General features: G+C 47.6%; 12 protein-coding genes. 3 read left to right on the top strand and 9 right to left on the bottom strand.

Annotated elements, in window-relative coordinates:
• Positions 1 to 136: 136 nt before the first annotated feature.
• The 3 genes from BKE30_RS09245 to BKE30_RS09235 all read left to right on the top strand — a co-directional run bounded on the left by BKE30_RS09245 (position 137) and on the right by BKE30_RS09235 (position 5,030).
• Positions 137 to 1,471 (top strand): MacA family efflux pump subunit, encoded by a 1,335-nt coding sequence (locus tag BKE30_RS09245; protein ID WP_076878427.1) that lies wholly within the window; start codon positions 137 to 139, stop codon positions 1,469 to 1,471.
• A gap of 36 nt (positions 1,472 to 1,507) precedes the next feature.
• The gene (locus tag BKE30_RS09240; RefSeq protein WP_076878426.1) at positions 1,508 to 3,529 is read left to right on the top strand and encodes a MacB family efflux pump subunit; all 2,022 of its coding nucleotides are present in this window, start codon (positions 1,508 to 1,510) and stop codon (positions 3,527 to 3,529) included.
• Positions 3,530 to 3,602: 73 nt separating this feature from the next.
• Complete coding sequence (locus BKE30_RS09235; protein WP_076878309.1) at positions 3,603 to 5,030, top strand: efflux transporter outer membrane subunit; 1,428 nt, start codon at positions 3,603 to 3,605, stop codon at positions 5,028 to 5,030.
• Positions 5,031 to 5,156: 126 nt separating this feature from the next.
• Here the strand turns inward: BKE30_RS09235 and dps are convergent, their stop codons facing one another.
• From dps to BKE30_RS09190, 9 genes are all read right to left on the bottom strand, one after another.
• Positions 5,157 to 5,666 (bottom strand): DNA starvation/stationary phase protection protein Dps, encoded by a 510-nt coding sequence (dps, locus tag BKE30_RS09230; RefSeq protein ID WP_406564679.1) that lies wholly within the window; start codon positions 5,664 to 5,666, stop codon positions 5,157 to 5,159.
• Positions 5,667 to 6,000: 334 nt separating this feature from the next.
• Positions 6,001 to 6,564 carry a hypothetical protein gene (locus BKE30_RS09225; protein WP_076878307.1) on the bottom strand — a complete coding sequence of 188 codons (564 nt, stop codon included), beginning with the start codon at positions 6,562 to 6,564 and terminating at the stop codon, positions 6,001 to 6,003.
• A 29-nt stretch (positions 6,565 to 6,593) separates the two neighbouring features.
• Positions 6,594 to 7,424 (bottom strand): enoyl-ACP reductase FabI, encoded by an 831-nt coding sequence (locus BKE30_RS09220; protein WP_076878306.1) that lies wholly within the window; start codon positions 7,422 to 7,424, stop codon positions 6,594 to 6,596.
• Positions 7,425 to 7,492: 68 nt separating this feature from the next.
• A complete protein-coding gene (locus BKE30_RS09215) occupies positions 7,493 to 8,191 on the bottom strand; it encodes an XAC2610-related protein (protein WP_076878305.1) in 699 nt (232 codons plus the stop codon).
• A gap of 18 nt (positions 8,192 to 8,209) precedes the next feature.
• Positions 8,210 to 8,761, bottom strand: coding sequence for a hypothetical protein (locus BKE30_RS09210; protein WP_076878304.1), 552 nt, complete (start codon positions 8,759 to 8,761; stop codon positions 8,210 to 8,212).
• 123 nt (positions 8,762 to 8,884) lie between these two features.
• Complete coding sequence (locus BKE30_RS09205) at positions 8,885 to 10,531, bottom strand: ABC transporter ATP-binding protein (RefSeq protein ID WP_076878303.1); 1,647 nt, start codon at positions 10,529 to 10,531, stop codon at positions 8,885 to 8,887.
• Positions 10,509 to 11,519 (bottom strand): ABC transporter permease, encoded by a 1,011-nt coding sequence (locus BKE30_RS09200; protein WP_076878302.1) that lies wholly within the window; start codon positions 11,517 to 11,519, stop codon positions 10,509 to 10,511. The genes BKE30_RS09205 and BKE30_RS09200 overlap by 23 nt, the downstream gene beginning before the upstream one ends.
• A complete protein-coding gene (locus tag BKE30_RS09195) occupies positions 11,516 to 12,604 on the bottom strand; it encodes a microcin C ABC transporter permease YejB (RefSeq protein WP_076878301.1) in 1,089 nt (362 codons plus the stop codon). Before BKE30_RS09195 ends, BKE30_RS09200 begins: the two co-directional genes overlap by 4 nt.
• Before the next feature lie 96 nt (positions 12,605 to 12,700).
• Positions 12,701 to 14,515 carry an extracellular solute-binding protein gene (locus BKE30_RS09190; RefSeq protein WP_198938069.1) on the bottom strand — a complete coding sequence of 605 codons (1,815 nt, stop codon included), beginning with the start codon at positions 14,513 to 14,515 and terminating at the stop codon, positions 12,701 to 12,703.
• Positions 14,516 to 14,606: the final 91 nt, after the last annotated feature.

Raw genomic sequence — 14,606 nt, 5'->3', positions numbered from 1 at the left:
GATAAATGCAGGATTTTTCCTAAAATAATTACAATTCATTAACATTTTGATATATAAAAAAACAATTCAGCCAATCTAATTCGCTGAATCACTCTTTATAGTCGTTTTCATTTAAAATCAAACTGATATCTTTATGTTGCCTAAGTCCAGTCCCCTGAAAATCTTGGTAATTGTCTTGATTACTGCATTGGTGGCCCTGCTGGCCTGGAATTTTTTAAAGCCCAAGGAAGAAAAACCGCAATACATTACTGCCAAGGTCAGTCGCGGTGATATTGAAGAAACAGTACTGGCAACCGGTATTTTGCAGGCTGAACAACTGGTCAGTGTAGGTGCTCAGGTCTCCGGTCAGGTTAAAAAAATGTATGTAAAACTGGGTGATCAGGTCAAACAGGGACAACTGATTGCGCAGATTGATTCGGTACGTCAGGAAAATGACCTCAGAAATGAAGAAGCTGCGCTGGACAACCTGCTGGCGCAAAAAGCCACGCGTCTGGCCAGCCTGAAGGAAGCACAATTGGCGTTTAACCGGCAAAAGCAAATGCTGGCACAGGATGCCACTTCACGCGCTGAATATGAAAGCGCACAGGCCACCTTTGAAACCGCGCAAGCCAATGTCAAAGCCATTGATGCCCAGATTGAACAAAGCCGCCTGACCATTTCAACTGCCCGTGAAAATGTGGGTTATACCCGTATTACAGCACCGATTAATGGCACTGTGGTAGCAATTGTGACCGAAGAAGGCCAGACCGTAAACGCCAACCAGTCTGCCCCGACTATTGTTAAGCTGGCCAAGCTGCAAACCATGACTATTAAGGCACAGGTCAGTGAAGCCGACGTCATGCGCATTAATCAGGGCCAGCCGGTGTATTTCACCACGCTTGGCGAACCGGACAAGAAAATTTATGCCAGCCTGCGCGCCATTGAGCCGGCACCGGAGTCGATTACCTCTGAAAGCAGCAGCACTAGCAGCAGTACGAGTTCCAGCGCAGTGTATTACAATGCCCTGTTTGATGTGCCAAACCCGGATGGCAAGCTGCGCATTGACATGACGGCACAGGTTTATATTGTGCTGAATGAAGCCAAAAATGTGATTAGTGTTCCTGCGGCAGCTTTAAGCACTGGACAAGGCCGTGGTAAAAAAGCTGGAGAGGCTGATAGCAGCGCAAATAGTGCCAGTGCAACTGGTAGTCAGGCTGCAAAGGCTGGCAATAGCGGCAGTGCTAACAGTGAGAATGCCCCTACTAGCAAAGCCAGCGCCAGCAGCAAGATTGCCAACCGCCGCGCCATGGTGCGTGTACTGGATCAGGAAGGCAATGCTGTACCCCGTCAGGTAAAAGTGGGCTTAAACAACCGGATTACTGCGGAAATCAAGGCGGGCCTTAAGGAAGGCGAAGAAGTGGTCATTGCTGACAGCAGTGATTCGTCCAACAATGCCGCCAAACGCTCCAGTAACCGCCCAATGAGGTTTTAAACAGTGAGCACTGTGAAAACCAACGACATACAAGTCCTGAATCAAACCGGTTTAAGCCCGTCAGCCGTGCCCTTGCTGGAAGTAGAAAATCTCACCCGTGAGTTTCCAGCCGGTGAAGGCACTGTCGCCGTACTTAAAAATATTAACCTGCAAATTCATGCTGGTGAACTGGTGGCCATTATTGGGCAGTCCGGCTCCGGTAAATCCACCCTGATGAATATTCTGGGCTGCCTTGACCGCCCTACCCGTGGCAGCTACCGGGTGAATGGACAGGAAACTGGCAAGCTGCAACCGGATGAACTGGCACGCCTGCGCCGCGAATACTTTGGCTTTATCTTCCAGCGCTATCACCTGCTGGGTGATTTGTCTGCCGTGGGCAACGTGGAAGTTCCCTCTATTTATGCTGGTATTGAGCCATCAGCGCGCCAGCAACGGGCTGCACAGTTGCTTACCCAGCTTGGTCTGGGCGAACGTCTGAACCACCGTCCCAGCCAGTTATCGGGTGGTCAGCAGCAGCGCGTGAGTATTGCCCGTGCACTGGTGAATGGCGGTGATGTCATTCTGGCGGATGAGCCAACCGGCGCACTGGATAAAAATAGCGGCATTGAAGTTATGCGGATTTTGCGCGAACTGCATGCACAGGGCCATACCATTATTCTGGTGACGCATGATCCACTGGTGGCACAAAATGCCAGCCGGATTATTGAAATCAGTGATGGTGAAATTATTGCAGACCGGCAAAATACTCCGGTTTATGCCACTGAAGACCATGTGGATGATCAGGCAGCAGCGGTGATGGCCGAACAGGCTGCAACCAATGAACCTGCCAAGCGCGTGTCCGCATGGCGTTCCTCATTTGACCGGCTGGGTGAAGCCTTCCGTATGGCTATACTGGCCATGAATGCCCATCGCCTGCGCACCTTTTTAACCATGCTGGGTATTATTATTGGTATTGCCTCGGTGGTATCGGTTGTGGCACTGGGAAATGGTTCACAACAACAGATTTTGCAAAATATTAGCAGTCTGGGTACTAATACCATTACGGTGTATCAAGGGCGTGGTTTTGGTGATAATTCACGCACCAGTCAGGCGCGGACCCTGATTCCTGATGATGCTGATGCCATTGCCGAACAACCCTATGTGGATAGCGTTAGCCCCAGCGTAAATAGCTCGCAGACCATCCGTTACCGGGATATTGAAGCCAGCGCCAGTATTAATGGCGTAGGTGAGGATTTCTTTGATGTGCGGGGCATGACCTTTACTAGCGGACAAGCCTTTGACCGGCAAAATGTCAAGGAACTGAGTCAGGATGTGGTGATTGATGACAACACCAAAAACACCCTGTTTCCCAATGGGGAAAATCCGGTTGGCCAAGTCATTTTGCTGGGTAATGTGCCTTCCCGCATTATTGGGGTAACCGCTGCGGAAAAAAGCATGTTTGGCAATTCGGATTCCTTGAATGTCTGGATGCCCTATACCACAGTCATGAGCCGGATTTTAGGCCAGCCAAATTTACGTAGCATCATTGTGCGCATTAATGACAGCGCACCGACCAGTGCTGCTGAAAATGCCATTTTAAGCCTGCTGGAACAACGGCATGGCGCGCAGGATGTGTTTACCCAGAACAGCGACAGCATTCGGGAAACCATTCAGCAAACTACCGCCACCATGACCCTGCTGATTTCTGCTATTGCAGTTATTTCGCTGATTGTTGGCGGCATTGGCGTGATGAATATCATGCTGGTATCCGTTACGGAACGGACGCAGGAAATTGGGGTACGCATGGCCGTGGGTGCGCGGCAAAGCGATATTTTGCAGCAGTTCCTGATTGAAGCCGTACTGGTGTGCATTCTGGGTGGTGTGCTGGGTGTATTGCTGGCGCTGGGTATTGGGCAGATTTTTAGTCATTTTGCCGGCGATAGCTTTCAGATGATTTATTCCACCACATCCATGGTTGCTGCGTTTATCTGCTCGTCCTTAATTGGTGTCCTATTTGGATTTTTACCTGCGCGTAATGCGGCCCAGCTTGATCCGGTGGCTGCGCTTGCCCGTGAGTAATGCGCCTGACGAATATTGTCAATTCAACAGCTTCAGGTTAAAGCGCCAGAGCAAAGATGATGAGAATGTAATCATGAAGTTAAGCCATAAATTTTCCAGAAGTTCACAGCATCTTGTGCTGACAGTCTTGGCACTCTCGGTGCTGGGTGGCTGTTCCGCAGTGGTACGCACGCCTTACCAGCAACCTGGCGTCCAGCTTCCTGCCCAGTATAATCAGCAGCCGAGCCAACGGGGCCAGAATGCTAATCAATTTGATATAGCCCAGCTAAAGGATCGCTGGTGGACTGTTTTTAATGATGCCGAGCTGAACAATCTGGTGGATCGTGCCTTGGCGGCCAACAATGATCTGGTGGTGGCAGGCTTGCGCCTAAGACAGGCCCGTGAACAGGCAGGATTAACCGCCAACCAGCAGTTGCCACGTGTGGGTGCCAATGTCTCCGCATCGCATCAGGTGGATGTGCGTGACGGCGATGACAATTCACGCGGATTGAGTTTGTCGGGTTCGGTTAGTTATGAAGTGGATTTATGGGGCAAACTGGCCAGCCAGACCGAAGCAGCACGCTGGGAAGCCGCAGCCACCGCAAAGGATTTGCAGGCCACTGCACAAAGTCTGGTGGGTACGGTGTGTAACCTGTACTGGCAACTGGCGTATTTGAATGAACGGATTGCTTCGGGTGAGGCCAGCATTGCCAACAGTCGCAAGCTGTTCCAACTGGTACAGGCACAATACCGGGCTGGCGCAGTATCGGGCCTGGAACTGGCACAAGCTGAACAGTCGCTGGTCGGACAGGAAGCCAGCCAAAGCCAGCTAATTCAGCAACGGGTAGAAGCCCGTAACGCTTTGGCTATTTTGTTTGATGGAGCACCCGGCCAACTGGGTTTTACCGAACCACAGCGTTTGGCCAACTTCCAATTGCCTGTCATTGATGCAGGCCTACCTGCTGAACTGATTGCCCGCCGCCCCGACCTGACCGCGGCTGAACTGCGCTTGCGTCGCGTGCTGGCCAACAAGGATGCCACCCGTGCAAGTTATTATCCATCCATCAGCCTGACTGGTTCCTTAGGGTCCAGTAGCACGTCGCTGACTGAACTGGTCAAAAATCCAGCCCTGACACTGGGTGCCGGATTATCGCTGCCCTTTTTGCAATATAACGACATGCAGCGCAATCTGGCCATTAGCGAGCTTGAATATCAGGCCGCAATTATCGGGTTTCGCCAGTCCATCTATAGCGCGCTGGCGGATGTTGAAAATGCACTGTCCAATAAAACCCAGTTACAGGTACAGGCCAGTGCTCAGGAACGCACCCTTTCTCTGGCGCAGCGCACTGAACGCCTTAATGAAGTGCGTTATCGGGCTGGTGCTGTTGCCCTCAAACAGTGGATTGATGCACAGGAAGCGCGCCGTAATACCGAAAATTCACTGATTCAAATTCGACTGAATCAGCTTGGTAATATGGTCACACTGATGCAAAGTCTGGGTGGTAGTCCGATTCAGTACTAATACAGACACTGTTGACTTAATCGTGAATTCATCAAGACAGATACCCTTGCTGATTTTAAATATAAAAAATAGCCCGGCAGTTGCTTTTATACACCTACCGGGCTATTGGTCTACAAGACTGGCGGTTTAAGCACCTTGATCTGATGATGCCTGCTCAGAATCAATATTGGCCTCAAGAAACCAGAGATACTGATCCAGATCTTCCAGCGCTGCATGGATAATATCTTCAGAAATGGGGTCTTCAATTTTATCAATGGTGTCACGCAGATGATTGGCCACCACGCCATAACGGTCAGCCAGTTCCTTTAAATGTTCTTGTACATTATGGATATCCACAGGATAAGACGCTAAATGTGAAGCGGCTGCCACAGTTTGGGTTGTGCCCAGTGCTGTACCGCCGATTTGCACCGCCCGCTCCGCCACATTGTCCAGATGAGTAATCAGGGTCGTTCTAAAGGTATCCAGCATTTCATGCACGGCAATAAAGTTGCTGCCCCGCATGTTCCAGTGCGCCTGTTTGGTCAGCAATGATAAATCAATCAGGTTGGCTAGAATCTGGTTAAGAATCTCAATGGTGGCTGATTTTACAGCCGGGTCAAGATTATTACGGGTATAAACTTTTAATGTTTTTGACATGATAGGGTTCACCGAATTTATTACTGAGCAGAATTTAATAAATAAGACCCGAGATGAAGATATACTTCATGGTCTATATTTCTTTAAATTAGTACAGTGAAGCACTAAGCTGTGTGTTTAATTTTAAAGGTTTTTGTATGGCTTTGATTATGAACAAGTGATGTAATTTATTTTACTAGTCATTCTTTACCGCCTTCTTAACCTGCTCAAGTTTATCGTCCAGATCGGTCTCAATAATTATTTCACGAAATACATTTACTTTACTTTCCATGCGACATGTATAAAACAAATTTTTGACACTGCTTGATTGCCCTGTTTTTTATTCTCAAAAACCTTAATTTACCTTAAAGCCAGCCTTGGGTAAAAACCATTGCATTGCTGCAGTAATGAGCGTAATTAAAAAAACTATCAATAACACCCAGTATGATGCATTAAACCGCTCTGGAAACAGCACATAAAAGGCACTGACCCCGATACTGTTGCACGCCACAATTAAAATGGCACAGGCATAATCGTGAAAGCGGCGGCCACGGTTGGATTTAATCACCCATTTAGCGGTGGTGTTATAACTGGGAATATATAAATGCGCATTGCCCAGTTGCTCCAGCTCAGACAAATATTCCCTTAAATTGGTAATGATCAGCTCATACTTAAAATTTAAAAATGCAAAGGATGCTGACGCCACTGGAAAGCCCAGCAAAATCCATTCAATGTGGGCAGTGCTATCCTTGCTGGCATTATGTGCTGCAATGAGTGCTGCCAGTAAGCCAATAAAAAAACTAATAAAAATGGTGAGCGCCTGCTGACGCTGTGAAGTTCGCGCATTGAGTTCATTGGACGCTGCAATATAACGATAATTGACTGACGCATAATCATTTTCAAAGCGCGAACTATTCACAAATGTTCCCTTTTATCCTGTTCTTGGCATTAGTCGGTATTCAGCAGGCTTTCGCTCATACCCACGGTATTAAAGCCACCATCCACATACATGATTTCACCTGTAATACCCGACGCCCATGGTGAACATAAAAATAATGCTGCGTTGCCCACTTCTTCAATAGTGACATTACGTTGTAATGGCGCAATAGAGGCATTCACATCCAGCATTTTACGAAAACTCTTGATGCCACTGGCTGCAAGAGTACGAATTGGCCCGGCAGAAATGGCATTAACCCGAATGCCATCCTTACCCAGACTGCTGGCCAGATAACGCACACTGGCTTCCAGCGAGGCCTTGGCCAGACCCATTACATTGTAATTGGGCAATACCCGCTCGGAACCCTGATAGGTTAAGGTCAGCAAGCAGCCCTGCCGTGCCTGCAATAAAGGTTTAGCCGCACGCGCCATGGCAATAAAGCTATAGGCCGAAATATCGTGCGCAATCTTAAAGCCTTCGCGGCTAGTGACATCAGTAAAGTCACCGTCCAGTTGATCCGCAGGGGCAAAACCAATGGAATGCACCACCCCGTCCAAGCCATCCCAGTGCTGGGCTAAATCAACAAAAGTTTGTTCAATTTGTGCGTCATCTGCCACGTCGCAGGCAAACACCAGTGTAGAACCCATCTGACGGGCAAACTCATCCACCCGTTTTTTTAGTTTTTCATTAGGGTAAGTAAAGGCCAGCGCTGCCCCTTCACGGTGCAATGCCTGTGCAATTCCATAGGCAATGGATAATTTGCTGGCAACACCGGCCACTAAAAAGCGTTTTCCCTGTAGCAGTTTTCCCTGCGCTGATAATCCCTGTTCTGCGACTGTCATATCAAACCTTATGCATTAAAAATCATGCCTGCCATCATAGCAAATTTTTTAGCGATGCCTGCCTTGGCTTATTGATAATACTCATCTACCGGAAATTTTTTGACGGTGGTGCCCCACTTTCCATTTTTTAGATTATAAGTTCGGGTGGTCACTTTTACCTGCTCACCGCCTATTGCATCTTCAGTGACTTCATGCACCAGCTTTAACCCTTTATTGGGAATAACGGCATACTCTGAGGTCACATGAAAACAGCAGCCGGATTTGGCAAAGGTAATTAATCGCTTGCGCTTGGCATCGGTCTGAAACATGCCCAGATTATCATAAGCCAGTTCGGTCAGTTCACTACTGGGTACAAATTTCTGGCGTGTTTTATTAAACACATAAACATCATACGACGGCCCACCATAACTGCTTTCATTGCCATTACGGATTGCCAAGTCCTGCTGGCCGTCAAAGTTAAAATCTTCAAATATCAAAGGGCTTTGCTCATTATAAAGCTGAATGATATTAACGCTAGGCTGTTGTTTTTTATCCAGATAAAAATTCAGGTCATCAGAAGTTAGGGTTTGAAAAATCTGCTGACTGCCTTTTTGATACAGCAAGATTCTAGCTTGGCCTGAACATTCATCTTTTTCGCAGTGAGCCACATCAAGCTGGGCATTATAGAGTTTGGAACCATTTTGAATATGGAATGTGGCGGCATGGCTTAGTAGCGGTCCGCTTAGAACCAGACAAATTAATAATTTAAGGCTTATTCCATTTTTCATTGTTAATTTTCCCTTAGACTAACTGGTCTGAATCCAGTGAAATTTATTATTTTTCATATAAATAATGCCGCTACCACAGGATTCCAGCATCCCAATATCTATACCATCATGCTCCAGATAAACCAGTTCATCAACTGGTACATCTTCCATGGCTGGAATATCCCCGTTTTCACCGATAGAAACATTCAGGTCAACATATTTTTCATGCTTGGGCGCAATACTGTAGGTTTGAAACCCTGATAAATCATCTTCACTAAGGCCAGCCAGTGTTTTGCCAGCAATGAGATATTCCACTCGTTGATAATTACCAAAAATAATTTCAAGACCAGCTTTATGATTTAACGTGTTTTTCACCACTCTCACTAAATCAAGTGCGCCATCGCCATCCAGATCCAGCAATAATTTCTGGGCACGAAATTCAGGATCAATTTGCAGATTTGGCTGCGCTAGTGATTGCTCAATTAAAGTATTGATATAAGGCGTGTTTCGAGTAGCAAACTCAATCTGGTTACAGCCTGACAATATGATTAATGAAAAAATAGTAAGTAATAAAATTCTAAAATTTCGCATTTTTGTTCCAAGTTTTTAAATTAAATTTTAATTAGAATTCTTCAATAAACTTAAATGCCAGTTTCATTTTTTGAAAGCTGGCAGTCTACATTAAGTGTTTTTAAATCCAGCTTTAAAGAAAAGTTACCCTAGCGCTGCCTCAATCAATGCCTTGGTATAATCACTTTGCGGTGCATTGAACAGGTCTTCCGTTGCCTGCAGCTCCATGAACTTGCCATGCCGCAGTACCAGCACGCGCTGACACAAGGCACGAATCACCGCCAGATCATGGCTAATAAACACATAACTAATCTGCTCATCCTGCTGCAACTTGCGCAACAAGTTCACCAAAGCGCGTTGCGTGGTTCTGTCCAGCGCCGAGGTGGGTTCATCCAGAATCATCAGCTTGGGTTTCATAATCAGTGCCCGCGCCAGTGCTACACGCTGCCGTTGCCCACCTGATAGCTGATGCGGATAACGGTCTGCAAAATCGGCAGGTAACTCCACCTTTTGCAACACCTGTTCAACTGCCTTGCGACGCTCAGTTTTATTGGGAATCAGGCGGGTGGCCCCCTCCCCAATAATCTGCTCAATGGTCAGGCGTGGGTTTAAACTGCCAAACGGGTCCTGAAACACCATTTGAAACTGGGGACGCAGTGGCCGTAGCTGGTTTTCATTCAAGTGATCCAGCCGATTCTGGTTCAGTACAATTTTGCCATCACTTTTAATCAGGCGGGCCAATGCCAGTGCCAGCGAGGTTTTTCCAGAACCACTTTCACCCACAATTCCCACGGATTCTCCACGCATAACGCTTAAATCCAGTGGCTCAACCGCAACCACCTGATCTGTAACGCGGTTAAGCAAGCCGGTTTTAATGGGAAACTGCACGGTAATCTGTTCCAGCTTAAGCATAGGCTGTGCTGCCGACTGCGCTGACACATTGGCATTCTCCAGCACAATGGCCTTGCCAAAATCCTGATCCAGCAAATGCCTGGTATAGTTATCCTGCGGATTGGCAAAAATCTGTTCAGTGTTGCCCTGTTCCTTCACCTGCCCCAGTTGCATGACAATCACGTTATCACTGTAGCGGCGCACCAGATTGAGGTCATGGCTAATTAAGATCATGGCCATATGGCGGCTGGCCTGTAGCGACTTCAGCAGGTTTAAAACCTGTGCCTGCAAGGTGACATCCAGCGCCGTGGTCGGCTCATCGGCAATTAAAATATCCGGGTCCTGTGCCAGTGCCATGGCGATCATCACACGCTGACGCTGCCCGCCGGACAGCTCATGCGGATAACGGCTAAGCTTGGTTTCAGGCTCTGGAATACCGACCTGATTAAGCAAATCAATAACTTTCGTGCGCGTCTGCGCTTTACTTAATCCATTTAAGCGTAGCATTTCGCCAATCTGCTTTTCCACTTTATGCAGCGGATTAAGCGCGGTCATGGGTTCCTGAAAAATCATGGCAATTTTCTTGCCACGAATTTGTCGCCACTGGGTTTCATTTCGTTGCAGCAGGCTTATTCCATTTAAGCTGGCTTGTCCAGTAACCTGCAGGCTGTCCGGCAGCAGCCCCAGCAAAGCCAGTGAGGAAATTGACTTGCCAGACCCACTTTCCCCCACAATCGCCAGCGATTGCCCGGCATGCAGGTCAAAGCTTAAATCCTGCACCAGCACTTGCTGCTGAGTACGGATAAACAAATGCTGCACTTGTAGCAGCGGCAGGTTGCCTACTTCTGAAGCTTCAGTTTTTATTCCCATTTCTTTTTTAACGTCTTGGGTCAAATGCATCACGTGCGGCCTCCCCGATATACACCAATAAGGACAGCACAATTGCCATGGTAAAAAAGCCACTTAAGGCCAGCCATGGGGCATCCAGATTTGTTTTGCCCTGAAGTAATAGTTCACCAATAGAGGCAGAACCGGGTGGCAGGCCATAACCTAAAAAGTCCAGTGCCGTGAGTGCGGTAATATTGGCAGTGAGCATAAATGGCAACTGTGACAGACTGGAGCTTAAGGCATTGGGTAAAATATGCCGGAACATGATGGAGCGGTTACTCACCCCTAAAGACCGTGCAGCGCGAACATAGTCAAGGTTACGCGCACGCAAAAATTCAGCACGCACCAAACCCACCAGCGCTGGCCAGCCAAAAAACAGCATGATTAAAAACAGCCAGTAAACATTCGGTGTAAACAGGCTCACCAGAATAATTACCATAAACAGTGTGGGCAAACCACCCCAGACTTCCAAAATACGCTGCCCAAGCAAGTCTACCCAGCCGCCGTAATAGCCTTGCAGTGCCCCCACAACAATACCAATAGCAGCCGCTGCAGCCGTTAAAAACAGGCCAAATAACAATGATACCCGTAATCCATACAGAATCCGTGCAATCACATCATGACCAAGGTCATCCGTTCCCAGCCAGTTTTGCGCGCTCGGTGGTGAGGGTACGGGTACTGCCAGATCCAGATTGGTTGTCTGGTTGGCATAGCGCAATGGTGGCCACAATATCCAGCCCTGCTGGTTAATCAGGCGCTGTACAACTGGATCGCGGTATTCTGCTGCTGTTTCAAACACTCCGCCAAAGGTGGTTTCGGGGTAATCCTTAACCACCGGAAAGTAAAATGAATCCTGATACTTCACTATCAAGGGTCGTTCATTGGCAATAAAGTTGGCACCCAGACAGGCAATAAAAATCAGCATGAACAGGCAAAAGCAGAAAAACCCAAGCCGGTTATTTTTAAAACGGCGTAAACGTGCTTGCAGAATCGGGCTCATCCGTTAGACCCTCGGGCATCAAAGTTAATTCTGGGATCAATGACCTGATATAAGATATCGCTCACCAGTTGTAAAATTAAACCCAGCAGCGTGAATATAAACAGCGTGCCAAAAATGATGGGGTAATCACGGTTTTGAATAGCCTCAAAGCCCAGCAGGCCCAAGCCATCCAGATTAAAAATAATTTCTACAAACAGGTTGCCAACAAAGAAAATCCCAATTAAGGCACTGGGCAGGCTGGCAATCACAATGAGCATGGCATTGCGAAACACATGACCATACAGCACCCTGTTTTCTGTTAGACCCTTGGAACGCGCCGCCAAGACATACTGCTTGCCCAGTTCTTCTAAAAAAGAAAACTTGGTGAGATAAGTCAGGCTGGCAAAGCCACCCAGCGTAATAGCCAGTAGCGGCAGGGTTAAGTGCCAGAAGTAGTCTTTTATTTTTTGTAGCAGGGATAGCTGTTCAAAGTTCTCCGACACCAGCCCCTGTAACGGGAACCACTGAAAATAACTGCCACCTGCAAAAAATACAATCAGCACCACGGCAAATACAAAGGTTGGCACTGCATAGCCCACGGCCAGCAAAAGTGAAGTGCTTTTATCAAAGAATAACCCATGGCTACGGGCTTTTTTGATACCCAGAGGAATAGATATCAGGTAAATCAGCAAAGTGCTCCATAATCCCAGCGATACCGATACCGGCAGCTTTTCAAGCATCAGGCTAACTACAGGCTTGTCCTTAAAAAAGCTGGTTCCAAAATCAAGGCTTACATAGCCTTTAAGCATCAGCCAGAAACGCTCATGGGCGGGTTTGTCAAAGCCATACTGCTGTTTGATTTGCTCTACAATCTCCGGTGGCAGGCCACGCGCGCCCTGATACTGGGCAGATGATACACCTGAAGTCCCGGCACCATCACCACCGCCCACTGAAACCTTGCCCAAGCCGGCCCCGTGTCGTGCCTGTTCCATGGCCTGCTCTACAGGACCACCCGGTGCGGCCTGCACAATTAAAAAGTTAGTGAGCAGAATCAGAAACAGGGTTGGGATAATCAGCAATATGCGTTTGACAATGTATGCACCCATAATGTGCTAATCCTTAGTAGACTACTGGTACACTAAAGCCGGGTTCAACACCGGACATCAGGCCTGTTATCATTAAAATCATCCTTAAATCAGTCATTATTTTTGTTGGCGCTGTAAATACTGCATGACTCGCTTTTCCTTGGCCGGGTCTACCCACCAGTAATCCACACCCAGATCATACTTGGGACGCTGGGCGGTATAGCCATACATATCCCAGTAGGCTACCCAGTATTTGGACTTGCTATAAGTCGGAATCAGATAGTAACCAGCACGCAGCAAGCGATCCATAACACGGGTGCGTGTAATAAGCTGCTCACGGTTGGGTGCCCGTATAATCAGGTCAATCATGGCATCAATTGCCGGGTTTTTAATACCAGCCAGATTGTAATTACCTTCCTGATCGGCAGAAACACTACTCCAATACTGAGCCTGCTCATTACCCGGCGAAATAGTGTTTGAGGTTGCCAACGTGATCATATCAAAATCAAAGGTACGCTGGCGTTCCATGTATTGTGGCGCATCAACCAGCCGGATGGTTGCATCAATCCCCAGCCGGGCCAGATTACGGGTAAATGGCAAAATAGTACGCTGCAATCCATCTTGCCGAATCAGGATTTCAAACCGGAACGGCTTGCCGGATTTATCCATCAGTTTGCCATGCTGATAATGATAGCCAGCCTGCAATAGTAGCTCTCTGGCCTTAAGCAAATTGTTGCGGTTAAAGCCGCTGGCATCACTTTTTGGAAACTGCCAATTGGTTAGTACGCCCTGCCGCTGGATAGGACTAAGTTTATCCAGCCAAGGTTTGAGCAGCTTTAATTCGGCGGCTGACGGTGTTCCAGTAGCCGCCAGTTCACTATTATAAAAATAGCTTTGTATACGGTCATAATGACCATAAAACAGGGCCTTGTTGAGCCATTCGTAATCATAGGCATAGGTTAGCGCCTGACGCACCCGGATATCTGAAAACAAAGGGCGCCGCGTATTAAAAACAAAAGCCTGCAAGTTAACTGGATTCTGGTTGGAAATGGCTTTTTTAACCACATATTTCTGGTTAAATGCAGGAAAGTTATACCCGATACTCCAGGTGCGTGCTTTATTTTCCTCTTGAAAAAAATACTGGCCAGCCTTAAAGCCCTCAAAAGCAACATCCGGATTGCGAAAATACAAATAGCGCATTCGGTCAAAATTATAACGTCCGACATTGACGGGTAAATCTTTGGCCCAATAGTTCGGATTACGCTTGTACGTGATGCTGCGCCCTGCGACAAAATTATCCATCAGGTATGGGCCGCTACCAACAGGTATTCTAAGTGAAACCCGTTCATAGTCATGACCCTGCCAGTCCTTCTGTGAGTAAATTGGGACTTCACCCACAATGCTGGGCAGCTCGATATTATCCTTTGACTTGAAATTAAAGCGTACTGCCAGCTTATTCAGCGCAATGACCTTGTCAACCTCAGCCAGATAAACCTTGATACCGGGCGCGCCCTTGGTCAACAGCATATTAAAGCTAAATACCACATCGGCAGCAGTCACAGGGGTGCCATTGCTAAAGCGGGCCTTGGGATTGATATGATAGATTACATAGGACGAATCGTCTGGATCGTAAGTTACCCGCTCTGCCAGCAATGGATAACGGATACCCGGCTCATCAAGCGAAGGTGACATCAGGGTATCGTAAACCAGCCCAATTCCTTCAGCCGGTGTTCCCTTGCCATTTAAGGTATTAAAGTTGTCAAATGTCGCCAGCACTGCCGACTGAGACAACATGCCACCTTTTGGTGCCTTCGGATTAGCATAAGGCATGGCAGTTGCACTGGCATAGAGTGGCTTGCTATGCAGTGCAATGTAATTCTGGGTAATGGGCGCAGCAGTTGCTGTCAAAGCACAGCCAATACTGCTTCCCATTGCCAGTAACCAGCCCGCAGCCCGGGTCGTTATTTGTTGTTTTTTCAGATTTTCCATTTTTACAACTTCACCAGTCCGCTGGCCGCAATGT

This window comes from Alkanindiges hydrocarboniclasticus (assembly GCF_001982605.1).
Classification (GTDB): Bacteria; Pseudomonadota; Gammaproteobacteria; order Pseudomonadales; family Moraxellaceae; genus Alkanindiges; species Alkanindiges hydrocarboniclasticus.
The sequence above is the reverse complement of the archived record's forward strand: the minus strand, read 5'-3'. Positions and strand labels throughout refer to the sequence as shown.